The organism is Mesorhizobium sp. M0496 (assembly GCF_040321205.1).
Taxonomy (GTDB): Bacteria; Pseudomonadota; Alphaproteobacteria; order Rhizobiales; family Rhizobiaceae; genus Mesorhizobium.
Genome location: NZ_JAMYRC010000001.1, coordinates 544,038 through 566,027, shown reverse-complemented (window position 1 = coordinate 566,027; position 21,990 = coordinate 544,038). Strand labels below are relative to the sequence as shown.

The 21,990-nt window shown below is 61.2% G+C and carries 22 protein-coding genes; 7 read left to right on the top strand and 15 right to left on the bottom strand.

Features of this window, described 5'->3' with window-relative positions; translation table 11 throughout:
* Window positions 1-11: 11 nt before the first annotated feature.
* From NKI73_RS02785 to NKI73_RS02750, 8 genes are all read right to left on the bottom strand, one after another.
* Window positions 12-926, bottom strand: a complete 915-nt coding sequence (locus NKI73_RS02785; protein WP_352627197.1) for an isocitrate lyase/PEP mutase family protein — start codon at window positions 924-926, stop codon at window positions 12-14.
* Between the two features lie 308 nt (window positions 927-1,234).
* Complete coding sequence (locus NKI73_RS02780) at window positions 1,235-1,699, bottom strand: DUF2231 domain-containing protein (protein WP_352627195.1); 465 nt, start codon at window positions 1,697-1,699, stop codon at window positions 1,235-1,237.
* Between the two features lie 171 nt (window positions 1,700-1,870).
* Window positions 1,871-3,121: an NAD(P)/FAD-dependent oxidoreductase gene (locus tag NKI73_RS02775; protein ID WP_352627193.1), complete on the bottom strand. Its 1,251-nt coding sequence runs from the start codon at window positions 3,119-3,121 to the stop codon at window positions 1,871-1,873.
* A 2-nt stretch (window positions 3,122-3,123) separates the two neighbouring features.
* The gene (locus NKI73_RS02770) at window positions 3,124-3,846 is read right to left on the bottom strand and encodes a methyltransferase domain-containing protein (protein ID WP_352627192.1); all 723 of its coding nucleotides are present in this window, start codon (window positions 3,844-3,846) and stop codon (window positions 3,124-3,126) included.
* Window positions 3,843-4,910, bottom strand: a complete 1,068-nt coding sequence (locus NKI73_RS02765; protein WP_352627190.1) for a type III polyketide synthase — start codon at window positions 4,908-4,910, stop codon at window positions 3,843-3,845. Before NKI73_RS02765 ends, NKI73_RS02770 begins: the two co-directional genes overlap by 4 nt.
* Window positions 4,911-5,124: 214 nt before the next feature.
* Window positions 5,125-6,129: a L,D-transpeptidase family protein gene (locus NKI73_RS02760; protein ID WP_352627188.1), complete on the bottom strand. Its 1,005-nt coding sequence runs from the start codon at window positions 6,127-6,129 to the stop codon at window positions 5,125-5,127.
* A 219-nt stretch (window positions 6,130-6,348) separates the two neighbouring features.
* Window positions 6,349-7,536, bottom strand: a complete 1,188-nt coding sequence (locus NKI73_RS02755) for an acetate/propionate family kinase (RefSeq protein ID WP_352627187.1) — start codon at window positions 7,534-7,536, stop codon at window positions 6,349-6,351.
* On the bottom strand, window positions 7,533-9,944 hold the full coding sequence (locus tag NKI73_RS02750) for a phosphoketolase family protein (protein ID WP_352627185.1): 2,412 nt from the start codon (window positions 9,942-9,944) through the stop codon (window positions 7,533-7,535). The genes NKI73_RS02755 and NKI73_RS02750 overlap by 4 nt, the downstream gene beginning before the upstream one ends.
* A 316-nt stretch (window positions 9,945-10,260) precedes the next feature.
* On the opposite strand from NKI73_RS02750, the gene NKI73_RS02745 reads away from it, so the two are divergent.
* The 4 genes from NKI73_RS02745 to NKI73_RS02730 all read left to right on the top strand — a co-directional run bounded on the left by NKI73_RS02745 (window position 10,261) and on the right by NKI73_RS02730 (window position 13,337).
* Entirely contained in the window at window positions 10,261-12,252 is a 1,992-nt protein-coding gene (locus tag NKI73_RS02745; protein WP_352627183.1) for a protein-L-isoaspartate(D-aspartate) O-methyltransferase, read from the top strand.
* Between the two features lie 80 nt (window positions 12,253-12,332).
* On the top strand, window positions 12,333-12,539 hold the full coding sequence (locus NKI73_RS02740; RefSeq protein WP_352627181.1) for a hypothetical protein: 207 nt from the start codon (window positions 12,333-12,335) through the stop codon (window positions 12,537-12,539).
* A gap of 32 nt (window positions 12,540-12,571) precedes the next feature.
* Entirely contained in the window at window positions 12,572-12,814 is a 243-nt protein-coding gene (locus NKI73_RS02735; RefSeq protein WP_352627180.1) for a hypothetical protein, read from the top strand.
* A 55-nt stretch (window positions 12,815-12,869) separates the two neighbouring features.
* Window positions 12,870-13,337: a YbhB/YbcL family Raf kinase inhibitor-like protein gene (locus tag NKI73_RS02730; RefSeq protein WP_352627178.1), complete on the top strand. Its 468-nt coding sequence runs from the start codon at window positions 12,870-12,872 to the stop codon at window positions 13,335-13,337.
* Between the two features lie 223 nt (window positions 13,338-13,560).
* Here the strand turns inward: NKI73_RS02730 and NKI73_RS02725 are convergent, their stop codons facing one another.
* Window positions 13,561-13,992, bottom strand: a complete 432-nt coding sequence (locus tag NKI73_RS02725) for a hypothetical protein (protein WP_352627176.1) — start codon at window positions 13,990-13,992, stop codon at window positions 13,561-13,563.
* Between the two features lie 194 nt (window positions 13,993-14,186).
* Here NKI73_RS02725 and NKI73_RS02720 point away from each other — a divergent pair, with 194 nt between their 5' ends.
* On the top strand, window positions 14,187-16,097 hold the full coding sequence (locus NKI73_RS02720; protein WP_352627174.1) for a multicopper oxidase domain-containing protein: 1,911 nt from the start codon (window positions 14,187-14,189) through the stop codon (window positions 16,095-16,097).
* A gap of 38 nt (window positions 16,098-16,135) precedes the next feature.
* On the opposite strand, the gene NKI73_RS02715 is transcribed toward NKI73_RS02720, so the two are convergent.
* Window positions 16,136-16,567 carry a hypothetical protein gene (locus tag NKI73_RS02715; protein ID WP_352627172.1) on the bottom strand — a complete coding sequence of 144 codons (432 nt, stop codon included), beginning with the start codon at window positions 16,565-16,567 and terminating at the stop codon, window positions 16,136-16,138.
* Between NKI73_RS02715 and NKI73_RS02710 the strand changes: the two genes are divergently transcribed.
* Together NKI73_RS02710 and NKI73_RS02705 are read left to right on the top strand one after the other, a co-directional pair.
* On the top strand, window positions 16,530-16,913 hold the full coding sequence (locus NKI73_RS02710) for a hypothetical protein (RefSeq protein WP_352627170.1): 384 nt from the start codon (window positions 16,530-16,532) through the stop codon (window positions 16,911-16,913). The genes NKI73_RS02715 and NKI73_RS02710 overlap by 38 nt on opposite strands.
* Before the next feature lie 64 nt (window positions 16,914-16,977).
* A complete protein-coding gene (locus NKI73_RS02705; protein WP_352627168.1) occupies window positions 16,978-18,168 on the top strand; it encodes an NADH-quinone oxidoreductase subunit D in 1,191 nt (396 codons plus the stop codon).
* 12 nt (window positions 18,169-18,180) lie between these two features.
* Here the strand turns inward: NKI73_RS02705 and NKI73_RS02700 are convergent, their stop codons facing one another.
* From NKI73_RS02700 to ehuB, 5 genes are read right to left on the bottom strand one after another with little or no spacing between them, the layout of a single operon-like run.
* On the bottom strand, window positions 18,181-18,903 hold the full coding sequence (locus tag NKI73_RS02700; protein WP_352627166.1) for a GntR family transcriptional regulator: 723 nt from the start codon (window positions 18,901-18,903) through the stop codon (window positions 18,181-18,183).
* Window positions 18,900-19,679 (bottom strand): ectoine/hydroxyectoine ABC transporter ATP-binding protein EhuA, encoded by a 780-nt coding sequence (ehuA, locus tag NKI73_RS02695; protein WP_352627164.1) that lies wholly within the window; start codon window positions 19,677-19,679, stop codon window positions 18,900-18,902. Before ehuA ends, NKI73_RS02700 begins: the two co-directional genes overlap by 4 nt.
* The gene (gene ehuD / locus NKI73_RS02690) at window positions 19,676-20,335 is read right to left on the bottom strand and encodes an ectoine/hydroxyectoine ABC transporter permease subunit EhuD (protein ID WP_352627162.1); all 660 of its coding nucleotides are present in this window, start codon (window positions 20,333-20,335) and stop codon (window positions 19,676-19,678) included. The genes ehuA and ehuD overlap by 4 nt, the downstream gene beginning before the upstream one ends.
* On the bottom strand, window positions 20,332-21,060 hold the full coding sequence (gene ehuC, locus NKI73_RS02685) for an ectoine/hydroxyectoine ABC transporter permease subunit EhuC (RefSeq protein ID WP_352627160.1): 729 nt from the start codon (window positions 21,058-21,060) through the stop codon (window positions 20,332-20,334). Before ehuC ends, ehuD begins: the two co-directional genes overlap by 4 nt.
* Window positions 21,061-21,113: 53 nt before the next feature.
* Window positions 21,114-21,983, bottom strand: a complete 870-nt coding sequence (gene ehuB / locus NKI73_RS02680; protein ID WP_352627158.1) for an ectoine/hydroxyectoine ABC transporter substrate-binding protein EhuB — start codon at window positions 21,981-21,983, stop codon at window positions 21,114-21,116.
* Window positions 21,984-21,990 lie beyond the last annotated feature (7 nt).

Here is a 21,990-nt window from a genome sequence, read left to right as displayed (position 1 = left end):
GCCGTGCAGGGTCACTCTCCTGACAGCTTCTGCTTGATTTTCTTTATCATGCCGTCGTGAGATTGACCCATGAAACGGTTCTCGATACCGGCCCATTCAGACATGCGCACGATGTCCTCGAAGCCCGCGAGGTCGACGCTTGCTTCCGGCACCAGCGGCTTGCCTTGCCGCAAATCGTGGAGCGCCTGCTGCAGGGCATGGACAGCGCGGAACAAAAGCGTCGTCGGATAAAGGATCATGTCGTAGCCCATTTCATGCAACTCGGCAGGCGATTGCCAAGGCGTCTTGCCGCCGCGCTCCAGGATGCTGGTGGCCAGTGGAACGTTTCTGAACGCCTCGCCGACCTGGATCAGCTCCTCCACGCTGGTCGGCCCCTCGACGTAGACACCGTCGGCGCCGGCATCGAGATAGCGCTTGCCGCGGTCGATCGCATCGCGCAGCCCGTGCGGCTGCCGCGCATCGGTGCGGGCAAGCAGGAAGAAATCCGGGTCGGCGCGTGCCGCGACGGCGGCGCGTATCTTTTGCTCCATGAATTCCGGCGCAACGACCTCCTTGCCAGCCATGTGGCCGCAGCGTTTGGGTGGCTTCTGGTCCTCGATGAACAGAGCCGAGGCACCGATCGCCTCGTAGCTCCTGACGGTGCGCGTCACGTTCTTGACGTCGCCATAGCCGTCGTCGCCGTCGATCAGCACCGGCAGGTCGGAAGCCTCGACGATCTCACGTGCCCTGGCATGCTTTTCGCCAAACTGTTCGAGATCGATGTCGGGCACGGCGTGCATGGCCGCGACCATGGCGAACCCGCCGATCTGATAGGCCGGGAATCCGGCGCGCTCGATCAACCGGGCCGTCAGCGCGTCGCCCGCCGACGGCAACACCAGCGGCGCGTTATGATCAATCATCGATTTCCAGGACAGACGCCGGACCATTTTCGAACCTCCCGTCGGAAACGCGAGCGATAGATCGAGGTTCCAGGCGCTTTCGGGAGAGTGTTTGGCCCGACATGGTAGACAACGTTGAAGCTGACACGGTCAAAGCGCCGATTTCGTGGGGCTCGCACGTGCCGTAGGAAGCAAAGGGCGGCGCTTCACCTCAGCGGAAAAATCTTGCGGATTTACCGGAAGCGCTCGCGGGTACCGATCCGGCCGGTGGTTTGCATCTTTTTGAGATCACGATCATGGGCGTCGAGATGCAGGCTGGCACTTGCAACGATACCCCGGTTGCAAGCCGCGCCGGTTCAGCGCAATTCGTCCGAACCGTCAGCGACACCCACGCGATGCCGATAGACCATTTCCCATCCCTTCCAGCCTGTAAACAGCAGGATGAGAACCACTATCAGCGAGAGGATCAGGCCAGTGGGAACCACAGCCGCCTCCCCATGCTCGTATCGGGAGTACCAGTTGTAAAGTTCGATCAGGACGACGAGTATATTTCCCCCTGCATGAAGCCATGCCGTTATGAGATTGCGAATCTGAATATCGCCCAGAACGTCGGTCAAGCCGGCAAGAGCGGCCAGGGCCGCCATTATCAGGCCCGCTCCGAGAAGCCACAGCGAACCGGTGACCCATCCCGGATTGCCTGTTCGCCAGAAGATCAAGTCGCAAACGAAGGTAGCAACAAAAAAAGCGATAGGGAATGGAATCAACATGGGATGAATTGGATGGCCGGCGACGCTGGCTGTGCTGTGCGGGTTGTGGGTCATCGTGGTGCCTCCAACAGATGTGGCGCGTGTTCGCGTCCACGTCGGATTGCGGTCAAACCCCGCTGTGCCATTGGAGGCAAATAGCCTCAAAACCTTGGTAAAACGCTGGTTCCGATGGAATGTTCCATAACCTTGCTCGGACAATGCTGCGAACGGAAGCCGCAGCGCCGATCATCCAAGACCGGGGATCGCCCTCGTCTTGCCGCTTATATGCGCGCCTAGTGTCAGCGCCTGCGGGAAACTCCGGACAGTCGCGCCCATCAATGCAGCGCCGCCGGGCCCAAGGGCCAATCGGGCGATGGCTGCGGCCGCGTGGACACGCGTCGAAAACAGGCCTCTCCAGGCCGCCTGGTAGCGTCTGCCGGTAGCTTCGCGGCCCGCCCGGCCGCTTGACGCGCCGGCGAGTTCGGCGGCCAGCAGCCAGCTGGACTGAAGTGCCATCGAGATGCCCTCGGCGATGATTGGATGAGACTCCCCGGCGGCATTACCGACGCGGAAGATATCCCTTTCATGGCAGGCGCGGATGCCGGGCCGGATCGGGCCGGCTGCAAGCCACGGACCGTCGAGGCGAGCCCCCTCAAGAGCATCGCTCACACCTCGGCAAGAAGCCATGAGATGGCGAAAGACCGCGTCGGCGGCCGACGGATGGCCATCCTGCCCAGGGTCATCAGGTTCGGAGCTATGGGTCCTGCGCAGCCGCGCGAGCATGTCACGCCTTAGGCAGCAGGAGATCGACAGCCGGCCATGATCGGCCAGGACCATGCCGCCATAGCCGCCGGGAAATATCAGCAGAGGCATCAGATCAGGCGCGAGTGACGACCCGGTGAAGTGCGCCTTGAAGCCGAGCAGGTCCGATGGGTGGCTGGCCTTTTCGAGCTGGCTTGGCAGCGGCCCCGGTTCCCAGGAACCATGCGCGGCGACGACCACCTGGGCCCGCAAGATTGTCGTTCCGTCCCCGGAATTCTCGTCTTTTGCCTGAATTCGCACCGCTTGCATGTCGCCATCCTGATCAATCGCGACAGCACGGCAAGGCTGGAAGATTTCCGCGCCTGCCGATCGCGCCGCCTGCAGCAGCAGATGGTCCAGCATGTCCCGGCCCAGCGCCCGGCCGAAGGCGTCTTCTACAGGAGGCCCGTATTTTCCACCCGGCATCGGCGCCTCGATGCAAGTCGCGCCGGAAAAGAAGCCGACGCGGCGGATTTCGGGGCCGGCATTGGCGCGCCAGGCCGCGCCAATCTCCAGCCGGTCGAGAAGCGCTAGATTACTTGCCGAGATGTATTCGCCACACACCTTGCGACGCGGGAACATTCTCTTTTCCACGACCGCCACGGTCCACCCGCGCCGGGCCAGCAGCAACGCCAGCGAAGTGCCTGCCGGGCCGGCCCCGATGACAATCGCATCGTGGGTGGATGGTCGTCTCATGATCAACTCGATCGCGCACTGGCACTGGCACCGGCGCCGACGAAGACGTGCGAGAAGGGACCGGCACGCCGCTCCTCGAGTGGCCTGCCGCCGGCCGCAAGCCAGAGGTCGGAAAGCTCTTTGCCGCGAAAGCCAGCGCGCACGCTCTGAGCCGCGTCATGTCGCGTGACGTCGTTGGCGCCGATCGCCGGGAGAAGACGGGTCGCGGCCAACGCGAACCTTGCCCTCAGCGGTTCCGTCGCCAGGAGCAGCGGGGCTTTCCACGCCAGCAGTGAAAACAGACGCACGAGTTCGGTGTCATCGAAATGATGCAGGAACAGATTGACGGTGATCGCGTCGAACTGCTCGCCCCCAGTCCCTTCGGCCCAGTCGAAGACGTCGGCGGTGATGACTTCGGTGCTCCATCCCAGCCTGTTGAATTCGGCGAGGACTCCGGTACTGGCAAGGCCGACGCGGTCGAGCAAGGTCAGCTCTACCTCGGGCCAGTGCCGTGCCAATCGCCTTCCGAGCTTGAGCATGAAGGTACCGTCGCCGGCGCCGATCTCCAATATGCGGTGCGGCGCTCTTGGCAGGAATTTCCTGAGCAAAGACGCCATGATCGGCGCCTGAAACATCAACGCGTTGATCCATCGGAGGTCGCTGCGCGAGGCGAGCGCCCGCGGATCGTCGGCCGCAAGCCGGTCAAGGATTTCCGGGACGAGGCTGCGGTGACTGAGCGCGTTCATGACACGGTGCGAAAAAGCATGGTTTCGGCCGTCAGTCCGGGTCCGAACGACATACCGCAACCGAGCAGTCCGGATGGGGCCTTCAGCATTTCTTCCATCACGAACATGACCGTCGCCGACGACATGTTGCCGTATCGGCGCAGCACCTCGCGCGATGGCGTGAGCGCGGCGGGCGCAAGTTTCAGCGCCCTCTCGACGGCATCGAGGACCGAGCGCCCGCCGGGGTGCACGGCCCAGAGGTCGATCGCGTCCGGTGGCCGGTCGCCGAGAAAGGCGTCCTGATTGCTTCGCAACACGTCTTGGATCGCCGTCGGCACCTGGCCGGAGAGAACCATGTCGAAGCCGTGGTCGCGAATATTCCATCTCATCAGGTCGCGCCGCTCATCCGCGACCATGCAATGAAAGCTGTCGAGTTCAATGCCGGGCGGCTCGGCGGTGACAAGAGTTGCCGCGCAGCCATCGCCCCAGAGGCAGAAGGACAGCAGCTTTTCCAGCTCGGGGCTTTCCCTGAGATGCAAGGTGCAGAGTTCGATATTGACCAGCAAGACCCTGGCCCGTGGATCTGACCTGACGATATGGCGGGCAAGCTTGAGGCCGTTGATCGCCGCGTAGCAGCCCATGAACCCGATCATCGTGCGTTCGATGCCGTCCGGCAGGCCGCAGCGTTTGACCAGATCCAAGTCGATGCCTGGCGCGGAAAATCCGGTGCAGGTGGTGACGATGAGGTGGGTGATGCGCGACGCCTCGTCGCCAAGATGCAGCCCGTCGACGGCTTTTTGCGCCAGCACAGGGGCGGCTTCGCCAAACATCGCCATTCTCATGGCCGTTCCTGGGAACGCGCCACGAATGAAGGTTCCGCCAAGGTCGGCGGATGGCCCTTCCGGGTCGAGAGCAGGTGCGAAGCAGGAATAGCGGCTCTCTATGCCGGCAAGGCCGGCCATCCGTTCGAAAATCCTCCGGTGACGGACGGCGATCATGGAGGCCGCGAACCGCAGATAGAACCTATGAACCTCATATTCGGGAACCGCTGTCGCAATCCGGTTGATATAGGCATTACCAGGCATTTCCGTCTCCCAGGGTGCCGCACGCTGCATGGCGCGGATGCCCGAGTGATCTTTGCTGAATGACGCCAGCGTTAGGGCGCATGGTTTGAGCGTTGTTCCATGAACGCTTCATGGAGCCGATTTCATCCCGGTCGGCCGCACCGCCACGGAACACCATATTGGTCTCGCTATCGGGAACCCCGCGCGTCCATGTCGGCGGCGCGGCTGCGAAACGCTACTGCGGCCGCGTATCGCCAGCGTCCGCCATCTCGTCCTTGAAGTTAACTTTCGTGCCCGTCTGCGCCATGGCGGCGAGGTCTTCCGCATCCCAGTTGGTCAGCCGGATACAGCCATGCGAGAAGGTCTTGCCGATCTTGCCGGGTTCGGGCGTGCCGTGAATGCCGTAGCTTTCGACTGAGAGGTCGATCCAGACCGATCCCACGGGATTGTTGGGGCCCGCCGCGATGGTAAAGGGCCGCTTGGTCTTCACTCCCTTGAAGGCGAAGTCCGGATCGTAATGATAGGTGGGGTTGTGCACCACGCGTTTGACTTCCGCCGTCCCGCTCGGCGCCGGCTTTTCGTCGCTGCCGATCGAGGCGGGGTAGACTGCGAGCCATTTGCCGGAAGCATCGAGCACGCGCACCGAACGGTCGCCCTTGTCGATCTCGATACCGGCAACGGCGACAGGAGGATCGCCCCGGCCAACATCTGGGACCACCAACATCGTGCCGGGCTTCCTGAAGCCGATGCCCGGATTGAGTTCTCTGAGCAATTGTTCGCTGATATGGAAGCGCTCCGCCAGCTTCTCCACCGCGTTGTGATAGCCGAGCCGCCGCAGGTGGGCCATCTTCTCCATGCGAGCCGGAATACGCTTGGTGAAGGGTCCGCGTACATCCTTGGGCGTTACCTCATAGGGTACCAGGACCGGGCCGGCGGAATTTGCGGCGAGCTTGTCCCAGGTCTCCCGGGTGAGCTTGCCGTCGGCCCGGAATCCGTTCGCGGTCTGAAAGGCGCTAACCGCCTTGGCGAAATTCTCTGACAGACGGCCGTCGATCAAGCCCGGCGAGAAACGGGCGCGATCCAGGAGAATCTGCGCCTTCAGGACTGTCGGATCGATGCCCTTTGGCTCTCCGGCAGCGAATTGGGCCTGATTGACAGCGATTGAGTCCAGCTTGGCCGCCGCCGTCCCGCCGCATGCGAGGACGAGCACCGCCGCGACGACAAGAAGGAGCCTGATCATCAATGTCACTCCTGGACTGCAACAGAACTCTGCTTCTATGACGCGGCACGCCCTATCTGGTTCCCTTTGCTGACACATCCATGATCGGCGACAGGGGCGACGCTTAAGGCGCCCGCAGGTGTCGGCAGCCTTCTCACGGCCGCGGACTTGCTAGCCAAGGCCTCGTGCGAAAGCACGGCAGGAATAGTCCCAAGGTGAGCAGAAGCCGGCTCGCTGGCCTTAAGTTGCGGACCCGGCCTGCATTACCGCGCGGCTATGGCGCGCGATGACGCTTTCCTCGTCAGTCGCAATCACACGCACTTCCACCTTGCTGTCCGGACGGCTGACGATCTCGGCGTGGGCGTCATTGGCCGGCTCGTCGAGCGCCACGCCGAGCCACGTCAATTTTTCGCATATCTTCTTGCGGATGGACGATGACCTTTCGCCGATGCCGGCGGTGAACACGAGGCATTCGAGACCACCCATGGTGTTTGCGAGCGCTGCTGCCTCCCTCGCGGCGCGGAAGGCGAAAAGCCTAATCGCCTCGTGGGCGCGAGGGTCGCTGCTTGCCTCCAGCGTGCGCATGTCGCCCGAAATGCCGGACACCCCGAGCAGTCCGGATTTCTCATAGAGCATCGTCTGCAGCTCGTCCGCCGCCATGCCTCTTTCCAGCAGGAAGTACAACAGCACGCCGGGATCAATGGCTCCGCAACGCGTACCCATGACAAGGCCATCCAGTGCCGAAAAGCCCATCGTCGTATCGACGCTTTTGCCCTCGCACAGAGCGCAAAGGCTTGCCCCATTGCCGAGATGAGCGACGATTGTCCGTTTTGCCGCGAGGGCGGGCGATATCTCGCTCAGCCGCCCAGCAATATATTCGTAGGAGAGGCCATGAAATCCGTAGCGTCGCAGCCCCTCCCGTTCATATTTTTGCGGCAGGGCAAAGCGCCGCACGAGCGGATCGATCGTCTGGTGGAACGCGATATCGAAACATCCGATCTGTGGTAAATCCGGTTGCAATGCAGCTATCGCGCGAACTGGTGCGAGACTGCGAGGCTGATGCAAAGGCGCGAGTGCGGTCAGCCTGTCCAGGGCCTCGATGGTACCGGGCGTCAGTCGGACAGGTTTGCTGAACTCGTTTCCCCCATGCACGATACGGTGGCCGGTGCAGATCAGTTTTCTTCCACCAAGTTCGCGCTGCACCAAACTCAGTATTTCGCCGATACCCGCGCCATGCGGATCGTCCCCAGTGAACTGCCTATCACACTGCACTGTTCCATCGGCCGCTTTTGCGGTGAGTCTGGGCGCGTCGCCCAGATCCAGAGTGCCTCGCGAAACGAGCTGCTGGCCATCCGGCGAGCCAAGATCGTATAGCGCGAACTTGACGCTGGACGAGCCGGCATTCAACGCCAGGATCGACTGACTCATCGACCAGCCTTTGCACCGTTCGCAGCCGGCCAACTCCATTTCCGGATCTCGGGCATGTCTTCGCCGTGCTCGCGGACATAGGCCTTGTGCTTGACCAGTCGATCGTGAAGTTCGCCAGCGAGGCTTTCGGCTCTTTCGGCCAAGCCCGGCACGCGTGCGATCGCGGCAAGTGCGAGATGGTAGCGATCGAGTTCGTTGAGCACCACCATGTCGAACGGTGTCGTCGTGGTGCCCTCCTCACGAAAGCCGTGCACATGCATGTTGTCATGATTGGCACGACGGTAGGTCAAGCGATGGATGAGGTAGGGATAGCCGTGATAGGCGAAGATGACCGGCCTTGTCTTGGTGAACAGCGCATCGAAAGCCTGGTCGGTGAGCCCATGCGGGTGTTCGGTGTTCGACTGCAATGTCATCAGGTCGACGACGTTGACGACGCGGATTTTCAGATCGGGGATTGCAGAGCGAAGAATGTCCGTCGCAGCCAGCGTTTCCAGCGTCGGAACGTCGCCGGCACAAGCCAGCACCACATCTGGCTCCTCGCCTTTTGAAACCGTGCCAGCCCATTCCCAGATGCCCGCGCCGGCCTTGCAGTGCGCTTCAGCGTCTTCGATAGACAGCCATTGCGGCGTCGGCTGCTTGCCGGCGGTGATGACGTTGATGCGGTTGTAGGTTCTCAGGCAATGGTCGGTGATCCACAGCAGCGTGTTGGCATCGGGCGGGAAATAGAGCCTGACCGTGTCAGCCTTCTTGTTGGCGACAAAGTCAGCGAAGCCCGGGTCCTGATGACTGAAGCCATTGTGATCCTGCCGCCAGACATGAGAGGTCAGCAGGTAATTGAGCGAGGCGATCGGCTTGCGCCAGGCAAGCTCGCCAGAGGTTTTCAACCATTTCGCATGCTGGTTGACCATAGAGTCGACGATGTGAATGAACGCCTCGTAGCATGAGAACAGACCGTGGCGGCCGGTAAGCAGATAGCCTTCCAGCCAACCCTGGCAGAGATGCTCGCTCAGCACTTCCATGACACGGCCGTCGCGGGAAAGATGGACGTCGTAGGGCTCGATACGTTCCATCCAGATCCGATCCGTGACCTCGAACACATCGTCAAGACGATTGGAAGACGTCTCGTCCGGTCCCATCAGCCGGAAATTCCGCGCTTTGGCGTTAAGGCGAAAGACCTCGCGGAGATAGCCACCACAAATCCGTGTCGCTTCGGCAATGACGCCTCCGGGCCGAGGCACTTCGAGCGCCAGACTTTTCCAGTCCGGCAGCGCCAGGTCGCGCTTCAACAACCCGCCATTCGCATACGGAGTTGCGCCCATGCGCTTTGTTCCAGTTGGGGCAAGGGCCGCTAATTCCGGGAGCAGATGTCCAGCTTTATCGAACAGTTTCTCCGGTTCGTAGCTTCGCATCCAGGTTTCGAGGATCTTGCGGTGCTCGTCATTGCCGCGGGCGTTCGATACCGGCACTTGGTGCGAGCGCCAGAAATCCTCGACTTTTTCGCCATCGACCTCTTTCGGACCGGTCCAGCCCTTGGGGCTGCGCAGGACGATCATCGGCCACTGCGGACGTTCGCCACGCCATCCCGGACCTCGCGCCTGTTCCTGAATGGAACGGATCCGATCAAGCACCCTGTCGAGCGTTTTGGCCATCGCCTGGTGCATGGCGACCGGCTCATGGCCTTCGACAAAGAACGGTTCGTAGCCGTAGCCGGTGAAGAGGTTGCGCAACTCCTGGTCATCCATGCGGCCGAAGATCGTCGGGTTGGCGATCTTGTAGCCGTTGAGATGAAGAATTGGCAGCACCGCGCCGTCCGAGGCTGGGTTCAGGAATTTGTTGGAATGCCATGCCGCCGCGAGCGGACCGGTTTCGGCCTCGCCGTCGCCAACCACGCAGGCAACCACCAGATCCGGATTGTCGAACGCCGCGCCGAAAGCATGGACCAGGGCATATCCGAGTTCGCCGCCCTCATGAATGGAGCCGGGCGTTTCCGGCGCCACATGACTTGGCACCCCGCCTGGAAAGGAAAATTGCCGGAACAGTTTTCTCAGGCCGTCTTCACCATGGCCGATATCTGGGTAGATCTCGCCATAGGTGCCCTCGAGCCAGGTGTTGGCGACCATTGCAGGACCGCCATGCCCTGGACCGCAGACAAACAGCACATCGAGATCACGCTCGCGGATAATCCGGTTCAGATGCAGGTAGAGGAAATTGAGGCCCGGCGTCGTACCCCAATGGCCGAGCAGCCGCGGCTTGACGTGCTCGGCTTTCAAGGGTTGGCGCAGCAGCGGATTGTCGAGCAGATAGATCTGGCCAACCGAGATGTAATTCGCGGCGCTCCAGTAGCGGTTCATGAGATCGATCCGTTCGAGGCTGATCACCTGCGTCGTCGTGGCGGCCTTGTCGTTCATCGCCCAGTCTCCAGCATCGGTTTCCCCAGCATCGGCTCGCTGGAGATAACTGGAGCGACTTCGCGCCCGAGCAAGCCCAAATTGGCAATGGCGTCCGAAGCAATGTCCAGACGCCGCTTGGGCAAACAGGAGCCGTCAGCGTCTCCAACAGGGTCCATGGACTTGTCATGCAATACAGAAGGAACTTTGAGGCCCTCCAGCGGTTAGAGGCATGAACCGGGAGAGAGCCGCTGAAGGCAGAGGACGTGGCTCACCGGCTGGTGTCAAAGGATATCCTTGAACAATCGCGGACAAGCGGCCGCCAAGGGAGCTGAAAATGCTCGATCTTCCCAGTGCTCGCGACCGGATGGTCAATGTTCATATCGCCCGGCGCGGCATCCACAATCGCGAGATCCTGCAGGCCATGCGGGAAGTTCCGCGCGAGGCTTTCGTCGACCCCGGCTTCGAAGAATTCGCTTATGAAGACGGACCACTGCCCATCGCTGATGGACAGACGATATCGCAACCCTACATCGTCGCGCTCATGATCGAGCTGGCGGACGTCAAGGCTGGTGACCACGTTCTAGAGATTGGCACCGGCTCGGGCTATGCGGCGGCCGTGATGAGCCGGATCGTCGAACAGGTCTACACGATCGAGCGTCATCCGGGATTGGCCGAAACCGCGAAGCGTCGGTTTGAGAGACTTGGCTACGAGAACATCGAGGTCAGGACCGGCGACGGCACCAAGGGCTGGCCGGAGGCAGCGCCCTACGACGCCATCGTGGTGACGGCCAGCGGCCCCGGCGCGCCGCTCGCCCTGCAGGAACAACTCGATGTCGGCGGCAGGCTTGTCATTCCGGTTGGTGACGATCTGGATTCGCAACGCCTGCTCAAGGTCACCCGAACGGGCGCTGCAACCTACAGCGAGGAGGATTTTGGCGGCGTGCGGTTCGTCCCGCTCATCGGCGAGCAAGGCTGGCCCGAGAGTGGCGAAATCGTCGAGGTCGGTCGTCCGCTCCGGCATCCGCGTCCCGCCAGTCTGCCCGATATGATCGCAATGGCAGCCGAGCCGCTTCCGGATTTCGACGACCCCGCCTTCGGCGAATTGTTCGATCGGTTCGCCGACCGGCGCGTCGTTCTCCTTGGTGAAGCAAGCCATGGCACGTCGGAGTTCTACAAGGCACGCGCGGCGATCACCCGCAGGCTCATCGAGAAGCACGGTTTCACGATCGTTGCGGTCGAAGCCGATTGGCCCGACGCCGCGGCTATCGATCGCTATGTTCGTCATCGCGAGCCACGAGCCGATATCAGCGCGCCATTCCAGCGGTTCCCGACCTGGATGTGGCGCAACACCGACGTCGCGGCCTTCACCAGTTGGATGCGCGATCACAACGAGAAGCTCGAGCCATCCAGGCAAGCAGGGTTCTACGGCCTCGACATCTACAATATGAGCGGGTCCATAGCTGCGGTTCTCGAATATCTTGACCGGGTTGATCCTCAGGCGGCAAAGATCGCGCGCGAGCGCTATGGCTGCCTGACCCCATGGCAAAACGAACCGTCCACCTACGGCCGCGCGGCGCTGACCTCGGGCTACCGGGAATGCGAGCAGGCAGTTCTCGAGCAATGTAGAGACCTGCTCGCCAGGCAACTGGACTATGCCCGGCGGGACGGCAGCGACTTTCTCGATGCCGCTCAGAACGCCCGGTTGATAGCCTCCGCCGAACGTTATTACCGGATCATGTACTATGGCGGCGCGGAATCCTGGAACCTGCGTGACACGCATATGTTCGAAACGCTGGAACATCTGCTGGACGCCAACGGACCGAATTCCAAGGCGGTTGTCTGGGCGCACAATTCGCATATCGGAGATGCCCGTTATACAGAAATGGGCGTTGTCCGGGACGAACTGAACATCGGCCAGCTTTGCCGGCAACGGTTCGGCGACAGGGCAGCCCTGATCGGTCTGGGCACGCATTCCGGCACCGTGGCCGCCGCCTCCGACTGGGACGGCGAGATGAAGGTGAAGCAGGTACGGCCCTCACACGCCGACAGCTACGAGCGGCTTTGCCATGACTGCCGCATTCCGCGTTTTCTGCTCGACCTGAAGCGCGACGAGATGCTGCGCGAGCGGCTCCTGGAACGCAGGCTGGAACGCTTCATCGGAGTGATCTACCGGCCGGAAACTGAACTGCGCAGCCATTATGCCGACGTTTCCCTACCCCAGCAATTCGACGCCTTCGTGTGGTTCGACAAAACCACCGCGGTAACTCCGCTTGGTCCGGAGCATGTAAGAGCTGGTGTTCCCGACACCTATCCGTTCGGACTTTAGCGGTCGGCGAGCGGCGAATGGCTGGGAACATTTCGCCCGGCCTTGGGTTTTGAAACCGAACCCCTCGAAGGAGTTGTCCCATGAGCACGAGCAGACATCCAAAGTGGAAAAAGCCGAGCGATGCCGACCTGGTGAACAATCCGGGCATCGGAACCTCCAAGGGCACGATCAAGGAAGGCGACGAACTCGACCTTGAAGGTGAGAACACGATCGAAGGTGACGTCGAGAACGACACGACGGCGGCCGGCGGAATCAATCCAAGGCAGAAAATGCGGACGAACAAGTAGCCCCCCGAATTGTACGAAAAAGGAGGCTGTCGATGGCCGGAAACAAAACCCACGAGCAAAGCCTTCGCGTAGTCGAAAAGCGCGAGAATACGAAGAATGCCGGCAAGGACTTCGACGCGAAGACGGAGCTGGGAAGGACCGACGCTGAGCGTGCAGCCTTGCGGCAGGACAACCTCAGACCCAAGCTGAGGGATATTGCCGACCCCGATGATCGGAACATCATCCGCGGAGAGAACCAGGAAAGCTCTCACAACAAGCGTCGGGGAGGTCGTTGAGGTCGGCCCCATGCGCCGATATCCGCGTAGCAACTGTCTTCCGAAGGAGCAACTCATGCCACTCACGCTCAGCAGTTCCGCCTTTGCCGAAGGCGCAAAAATCCCCGAAAGATATGCGCGGGACGGCAAGAACGTGTCTCCGCCGCTGAAGTGGTCGGGGGCACCTGATGATACAAGGAGCTTCGTTCTGGTCGTCCAGGATCCGGATGCGCCGAGCGGAACGTTTGGCCATTGGGCGGTGTTCAACATGTCCCCGGACACCCAGGAACTTCCCGAGGCGGCAAGCGGCAAGCCGGGTCCGCAGGCCCTCAGGCAGGCGACGAACGATTTTGGCAACGCCTATTATGACGGCCCTCAACCACCGGTCGGACACGGCGTCCATCACTATCATTTCCGGCTTGCCGCGCTCGACACGCCAAACCTTGCTATTCCGGCAAGCGCCGGCATCCAGCGTATCTGGCAGGAAGCGCAAAAACATCTGCTCGAGCAGGCGGAACTCGTCGGAACATACGAACGGATTTGATGAGTTGCATCCAGCCGGTGGTTGGTTGTCGCGGCCGGCGAGCCATTTTTGCTGGTTGTATTGACCGCCTATGTCGTGTTGACAGCCTCCGCCCTGCCCCCACCGAACGCAGGGAAAGTGATCGCGCTACCGACCCGCCGTATCGCCAGGACAGGCGCTGATCCGGAAATGGGGGGCGGTCGGGAATCGCACGGCCGCAGGCGCCACGATCCCCAACTCGAGGTCAGTGCATGATCCTTTGCCTCAACCACGCGAGAAACCTGTTCCCGCCGATCGTTGCGCGGACCCGGGCGGCGGCCCACCGTGCTTTCATGGTAGCGCCTACGTGACAATCGCAGACGATGTCATGCAGTTGCCAGTCATTCAGTTCGAAGAAGCGCTTGGCCTCGCCATACGTGTCATCCCTTAGGCCCGATGCGCGCAGCACCGCGTCCTCGAAGGCAACAGCAATCGCCGACCCCTCGCCACGCACCGTGGCTCGTGCTTCCGGATGCAAATGCTCGGTGCCGGAAAACGCTGCGAGGCATCGCTCGGGATTCTGCTCGAGAAGTTCCGCCCAACGCTCGATGCGCTGGTTTCGTGTCATTGCCGAATATTCAGCCGAGGATCCAATAACGGCGACGGCCTGCAGTTGGTCGAGTGTCTGGTATTTCATGGTCGGCTCCTGTTTCAAAGGAAGATGCGCCCACGCCTTCAAAGGAATTATCGCGCGGCGATGCTCCGACAAGAGCGGAAGCCCGACAGAATTCGTCACCGCCAAGTTCAACCGGCTGGATCGTAAACACGCCGGCCGCGTTCATGGAAAAGAGGGGTTATCACCAGCCACGGATCCAGAATCAGGTTCTGCCAATGCTCGTCCAGCCGATCGACTATTTTCTTGTTGCCTGGTTCGCTCTTGCCGCTGCCTCGACGCTCTATGTCGGCATAGATCAGTACCGCAACAATCCCGAACCGGTTGTGATGAAATGGGGGTTCATTCTCGTAACCCTCTACATGGGCCCACTCGGCCTGCTGCTGTATGTGCTGGCCGACAAGGAGCCGCGACTAGGCGAGCACGAGGACTTCACCAGGCCGCTGTGGAAGCAAGGCGTCGGCTCGACCATCCACTGCGTTGCCGGAGATGCTACAGGCATCATCCTCGCCGCCGTCGTCACGGCGACGCTCGGTCTTCCTATGTGGCTCGACCTCATTGTCGAATATGTTTCCGGCTTCGCCTTCGGTCTGTTCATCTTTCAGTCGCTGTTCATGAAGTCGATGATGGGCGGCACCTATTGGCGGAACGTGCGCAAAAGCTTCCTGCCCGAGTTCATCTCGATGAACTTCATGATGGCAGGTATGGCGCCTGTCATGAGCTTCCTGATGATGGGGCGCGACATGCGCGCGATGGAGCCGACGGAACTTCTGTTCTGGGGCGTGATGTCGATCGGTGTCATCGCCGGCTTCACACTCGCCTATCCCGCCAATGTCTGGCTGGTGGCACGCGGATTGAAACATGGGCTGATGACGCTGCGCCCCCGGACGGCCAACGCGAACAGTCGGCAGCCGCCTGCTCACCGACAGCATGCAACGCGAATGCATCATACCGATGCCAGCCAGGAACAGAGGCGCGGCAGCACCGCCCACAAGGCAGAAGGCAGCGTTGGCCATCAGATGCAAACGGACGCCACGACGCCGCAGGTCTCGGCACTCGGCATCGTATCCGTGATTGCGCTGGCGATCGGCATGGCCGCGCCGGCGAACTGGCTGAACCTGACGCTGTCGGCCCGTGATGTCGGCGGGGTGATCATGCCGCAAGGCATGATCATGGGCCGCGATACGCCGGCGGAAGCCATGCGCGATATGGCGGCAGCCGATCCGCGCCGGGTGACGGCTTCCTATGATCTGTCCGCCAAGGGCGACCAGGAATTGCCGTTCCGCCTGGAGAACGGCGTCAAGGTGTTCGAACTCAGACCGTCGGTGATCCGCTGGCACATATTGCCCAACGTGGCGGTCGATGCCTATGCCTATAACGGCCAGATTCCCGGGCCGCGCATCCACATCCGCCAAGGCGACAAGGTTCGCATCAATGTCACCAACGACCTGCCGGAGGAAACGACGGTGCATTGGCACGGCATGATCCTGCCAAACCAGATGGACGGACCCGCCGAGATTACCCAAGCGCCGATCGAGCCCGGACAATCCTACTCCTATGAGTTCACCGCTACCCAACACGGGACCTATTTCTATCATCCGCACGCCAAGCCCGACCGCACCCAGGCGCTCGGCCTCTACGGCGCGCTGATCATCGACCCCGTCGATCCCGCCGACGAGGTCCAGGCCGACCACGACTATCTGATCGAGCTTCAGGAATGGCTGGTGCGCGGCGGCCTGACCTATCCGTCGATGCCGATGGAAGGCGGCATGCCGAACTTCTTCACCATCAACGGCAAAGCGTATCCTTCAACCGATACGATCCATATGAAGCTCGGCGAGACGCTGAAGGTGCGTTTCATCGGCACCAACAATGGCTTTATCCATCCGATGCATATCCATGGCGGCCCCTTCGAGGTCGTCGCCCGTGACGGCGAGACACTTTCCCCGTCGGCGCGCTTCCTGGCCGATACGATCAATGTTGGGCCGGGGCAGCGCTATGACGTCGTCTGGAAGGCACAGCGGCCCGGCAAGTGGCTGATCCACTGCCACATTCCGCATCACACGACGAACAACAATGTCGAGGAAAAGGGCGGCGGCGGGTTGATGGTCATCATTGATGTCAGCTAACCGACACGAGACCATGGCCGAACAAGTGCGCTCGCGTCCTACTTCTTGATAATGTTCCCGTCGCGCAGGTCGAATGCTTCGGTGCCGCGAGCCTGGCGGTAGAAATCGTCCTGCAATTCACCCCATTCGCCGAGGAAGGCACCGCACTTGCTGCAATGGATTGGCGTCGACTCCTTGGCGTTGTCGGGAATGTCCATCTGGATCGTCCCGCAAGCCTTGCAATCGAGTTTGTCGTCCAGTCGGCGTCCCATTTCCCAATGATCGCGCATTTTCACACAGGAGCCAATTGTCGTTTTCGTACGAAGCGGCGCCGGCCAGCCGATAAGGGCAACAGCTGAAATTGCCCCAACACGGCCGACCCACGGAACCATCGCCCGGTATAACGGTTGTGTCTGCATCGTCCTGGGAGACATGCAAGGAACGATTATGCGAATGTTGACGATAGTTGCCGCGCTTTCCGGTGCGGTCATCACGCAACCTCTCTACGGGCAAACCATCGATCCGCAGGCCCCACAGATAACACCGCTGGAGCCCCTGCCGGACCAGATACCGCCCCAGCAAGGGGCTCCTGACGAGAATTTCACCAACGTCGCCATCGTTGCCGTCGAGGATCTACCTGCGGAAATCAAGGCACAGGCGGAAGCCATGATTACCCAGACCAGTGCGCAAGATCTGCTGCGTCTGCAGAATTCCATCGATGCATCGCCTCAGGCAACATTGGCGCTGAGGGCGAACGGGCTCAACTCGTCACAGGTCGTGGCCGCCAACATCGATGGCGATGGCACGCTGACGCTGATCATCCAAACGACAACTTGATCGGCCACCCGAACCATACGGCTACGCCGTAAGCAACGAAACGCAGATGTCGCGGAGAGCCGCCATGGCCGAAGCCGCTGTTCGCAACTTCACCATCAATTTCGGACCGCAGCATCCGTCGGCTCACGGGGTCCTGCGGTTGGTACTGGAACTGGATGGCGAGATCGTCGACCGTGCCGATCCGCATATCGGCCTACTCCATCGCGGCACGGAAAAGCTCATAGAATACAAGAACTATCTGCAGGCCCTGCCCTATTTCGACCGGCTAGACTACGTCGCACCGATGAATCAGGAGCATGCCTTCTGCCTCGCCGCCGAGAAATTGCTCGAAATATCGGTGCCAAGGCGTGGGCAACTCATCCGCGTCCTGTTTTGCGAAATCGGCCGGCTTCTGTCGCATCTCCTCAACGTCACGACCCAGGCGATGGACATCGGCGCACTGACCCCGCCGCTCTGGGGTTTCGCCGAGCGTGAGAAGTTGATGGTCTTCTACGAGCGCGCCTCGGGCGCCCGCATGCATGCGAATTATTTCAGGATCGGCGGCGTGCACCAGGACCTGCCTTCCAAGCTTCTCGACGACATCTGGGATTTCTGCGATCCGTTCCTCAAGGTCTGCGACAATCTCGATGCCCTGCTCACCAACAGCCGCATTTTCAAGCAACGCAATGTCGATGTTGGCGCGATTGGGCTCGATGACGCCTGGGCCTGGGGCTTTTCCGGCGTGATGGTGCGTGGATCGGGAGCGCCATGGGACCTGCGCAAGGCGCAGCCATACGAATGTTATCCCGAGATGGATTTCGACATACCGGTCGGCAAGAATGGAGACTGTTACGATCGGTACCTGGTTCGCATGGAGGAAATGCGCCAGTCAGTCCGGATCATGAAGCAATGCCTGGAAAAATTGCGCTCGCCGGAAGGCCAGGGGCCGGTGGCGATCCCGAACCAGAAGATCACGCCACCGCCGCGTGCCAGGATGAAACGCTCGATGGAGGCGACCATCCAGCATTTCAAACTTTACACGGAAGGGCATCGTGTGCCGGCCGGCGAGGTTTATGCGGCGGTCGAGGCTCCGAAGGGCGAGTTCGGCGTCTATCTGGTTTCGAACGGAAGCAACGTTCCCTATCGATGCAAGATACGCGCGCCTTCCTTTGCCCATCTGCAGGCGATGGATTTCCTGTCCCGAGGGCACATGATCGCCGATGTCGCCGCAATCATCGGCTCACTTGATATCGTGTTCGGCGAGATCGACCGCTGACCAATGTGCAGATCACATGCCGTCATCGAAATCGGTGGCCTCATCGGCGTGGCGCATCATGCGGCGGAAGCTCATCGAGATGTGGGCGCGCCTTATGTGGCCGATCGATTCCCAGTCTCCGATCTCCGCGGCGGCAAGGACTTCCTCCATCTCCCGGCGGAAGGCAGTGAATTCTTCGACAAGGCCCAATTGCGGCATCATCTTCAGGACGACGCGTGCGACCTGAAAATACAGGCGCTCGCTGATCTCACGCAGTGGCTGGTTGCCGGTCATCGCAGTGAGTTCGTAGAAGAAATCCATATTGAGACGAAGGAACGCGCGCTGGTCGGGGTTGAGGACATCGGAGTCACAACGCGCGATTAGCGCTCTGATCCGATCGAGATCCTCAGCCGTACGCGGGATCGGCGACAACTTGCCGACCAGCAGCGCCAGTTCCAGCCTCAGGTGGTAGACCTGTTGGAGTTCCTCGATATCGACGTCCGTGACGATCGTGCCGACGCCATGGACGGATTGAACAAGACCTTCGGATTCGAGGCGCGCCAGCACGCGCCGAACCGGTGTCCGGCTGATCTCGAATTCCTGGGCGAGTTCTTCTTCGGAGAGATGACTTCCCGGAGCATAGTCCAGCAGGCAGATGCGGTCGCGCAAGATCCGGTAGATACGCTCGAACCGCTCCCGCGCCGAGAGCGGGCGCGGGGTCTCGGTTATGGGCGCGGCATCCGTTTCAAGCGTCATCCAGCCTCCAGGACAGCGTGCAGGAACTGCCGTGTCCGCTCATTCTTGGGCGCCCCGAACAGTTCGTTTGGCGGTCCCTGTTCGCAGATCTTGCCTTGGTAAAAGAAGCAAACGCGATCGGAAAACTCCTTGGCGAAGCCCATCTGATGGGTAACCATCAGCATGGTCAGATCGTGCTCGCGCCCGATCTGCCTTATCACCTGCAGCACTTCGCCGACAAGCTCCGGGTCGAGCGCCGACGTCACCTCGTCAAACAGCATGATCTTGGGTCGCATGGCCAGCGCCCTGGCGATGGCGACGCGTTGCTGCTGGCCACCGGAAAGCTGCGACGGGTAGTGGTCCTTCTTCTGGGCCAGCCCCACCAGTTCCAGCAATTCGGCCGCCCGCGCCTCGGCATCCGCGCGCTTCATGCCAAGCACCGTCATCGGCGCCTCGATGCAGTTCGCCATCGCCGTCATGTGCGGGAAGAGGTTGAAGGATTGGAACACCATGCCGATTTTCGCCCTGATGCGGCGAATATGCGCAATGTCGGCGGGAACGAGCATGCCGTTCTTCTTCATGTGGGTCAGCGGTTCGCCTTCGACCCAGATGACGCCATCGTTGATCGTCTCCAGCGTCATCAGCATGCGCAGCACCGTCGTCTTGCCCGAACCTGACGGGCCGATGACGGAGACTTTTTCGCCACGTGCGATTTCAAGATTGAGCCCGTCGAGGACGGTCAGCGTGCCATAGCGTTTCGACACATTGTCAAAACGAACCATCGGTTGTTCCGTCATCGCATGGTCCTCTGGTTGAGCAGGCGTTCGAGAGCCCGGATGAGCGCGGCTGAAACCAGGCTCATGGCAAGGAAGAACAAGCCGACCAGCGTGATCGGCTCGGTGTAGCGGAAGGTCTCCGAGCCGATGATCTTGGCCGTCTGCATCAGCTCCATCACGGCGATCGCGGAAAGCAATGGCGTCTCCTTGAACAAGGCGACGAGATAGTTGCCGAGTGCTGGAACGATCGGTGGAATCGCCTGCGGGATGATGATGTCGCGAAACGTCGTCCAGGCCGACAGATTGAGCGCGATCGAGGCTTCCCACTGACCGCGATGGATGTTGTCGAAACCGGCGCGATAGACCTCGGAACAATAGGCGGCGTAGTGGATGCCGATGGCAAGCACGCCGGCGGTGAAGGCGTCGAGCACGAGGCCGAATTTCGGGAAGACGAAGTAGATAAAAAATATCTGGATGAGCAGTGGGGTCGAGCGGATCAGCTCGACGAGAACCGAAATCGTCCAGCCGGTCTGCGGTACGGCGATGCGCACGACCGCCAGCACCAGGCCGAGGGTGGCGGCAAGCACGAAGCCGATCAGCGTCGCCTCGATCGAGATGATTGCCGCGTGCGCCAGCACCGGCAGGATTTCGAGGGTGAAGTTCCAGTCCCAGATCATGCTGCCTTCCCCCGCGCCAGACCAGCCGACGCCCGCTTCTCGAGCAGCCGCATGCCGATGGTGAGGACCAGCGACATGACGAGATACATCAGCAGGACGAGGGTGAAGATCGGAATGGTCTTGAACGTATTCTGATTCATCTGCTGCGCCTTGAAGGCGAGATCCGAGAGCGTGATCAGCGAGACCAGCGACGTCGATTTGAGAAGCTCGATGAACAGATTGCCCCAGGGCGGGATCATGGCGACAAAGGCTTGCGGCAGGATCACGCGCCGCAGCATCTGGGCACGGCTCATATTCAGCGCCGTGCATCCCTCCCACTGACCGCGAGCGACAGACAGGATCGCGCCGCGTACGACCTCTGATCCGTAGGCGCCGACGTTCAGCCCGAGCGCCAGGACGGCGACCGGGAATGGGTCGAGCGAAACGCCGAATTGCGGCAGCACGAAAAACAGCCAGAACAGTTGCACCAGCGCCGAGGTGCCGCGGAAGATCTCGACATAGACCGTTGCCAGCCATCTGAGCGGTGCTGGACCGTAGAGCCGGGCGAGCGCGGCAAGCACGCCCATGATGACCGCGAGCAGGCTGCCAAGGATGGCGATCTCGATCGTCAAGACCGCGCCCTGCAGCAAGCCGGGTAGAAACAGGCTGTAGACCTGCTGTGTCGCCAGGACGCCGATGACCGCGAGTGCAATCGCCAGCATCGCTACAAGCGTGCCAATTCCCATCTGCCTCTCCGAAAAAAGGGGCGGCGCCTTCGCGCCGCCCAGCAGTTGGGACCTTATTTGCCGGCGCAGAGCTCGGCAGTGGTCTTGTTCGGCAGGTAATCCTTGCCGAAGCCGAGCGGCTCGACGAGTGCGATATGCTCCGGCGAGCCAAGGAATTTCTTCAGCTCGGCGTTGAATGCCTCTTGCAAATCAGTGTCTTCCTTGCGGAAGCCGAAGCCACCGTGGCCCTTCACCGACTTGCCGGCAACTTCGCCGAACGGTTTCGTCGATTCCACGCCGTCGGCCTTCTTGGCCATGTCGGCGATAGACAGGGCGGTTAGCGCAGCGGCGTCGGCACGGCCCGACTGGACGGCGGCGACGAGGCTGGACTGGTCAGGCAGGGAAACGACCTGCCCTGCCGCGACACCGGCATCCTTGGCAAAGCCGCCCTCGACCGCGCCGGCCATCACGGCGAGCTTGAGATCGGGATTGTCCTTGAAGCTCGAAAAGTCCTTCACGGCCTTCGGATTGCCCTTTGCCACCAGCAAGGCCTCGCCGATGCCGTAAGAAGGTTCGGAATAGTTGATCTCGGCGCAGCGCTTGGGAGTGATGAACATGCCGGCGGCGATGATGTCGAAGCGTCCGGCCTTGAGACCAGGAATGAGCGAGCCGAACTCGGTCAGCACGCCGTCGACCTGCTTGATGCCCATCTTGGCGAGCACCGCCTTGGCGACTTCCGGCGCCTCACCGGTCAGCTTGCCGTCAGGCGTGGCGTAACCGAAGGGCGCCTCGTTGGCGAAGCCGACGCGGATGTAGCCGTCTTTCTTGGCCCGTTCGAGGGTGGTTTCCGCGTGTGCGGCCACGGGCACGAGCGACGTGGCGGCAAGTGCAAGACACGCGGCCGCCTTAACGACCATACGGCGCGATATCGATGATTTGAACATGCTTTTC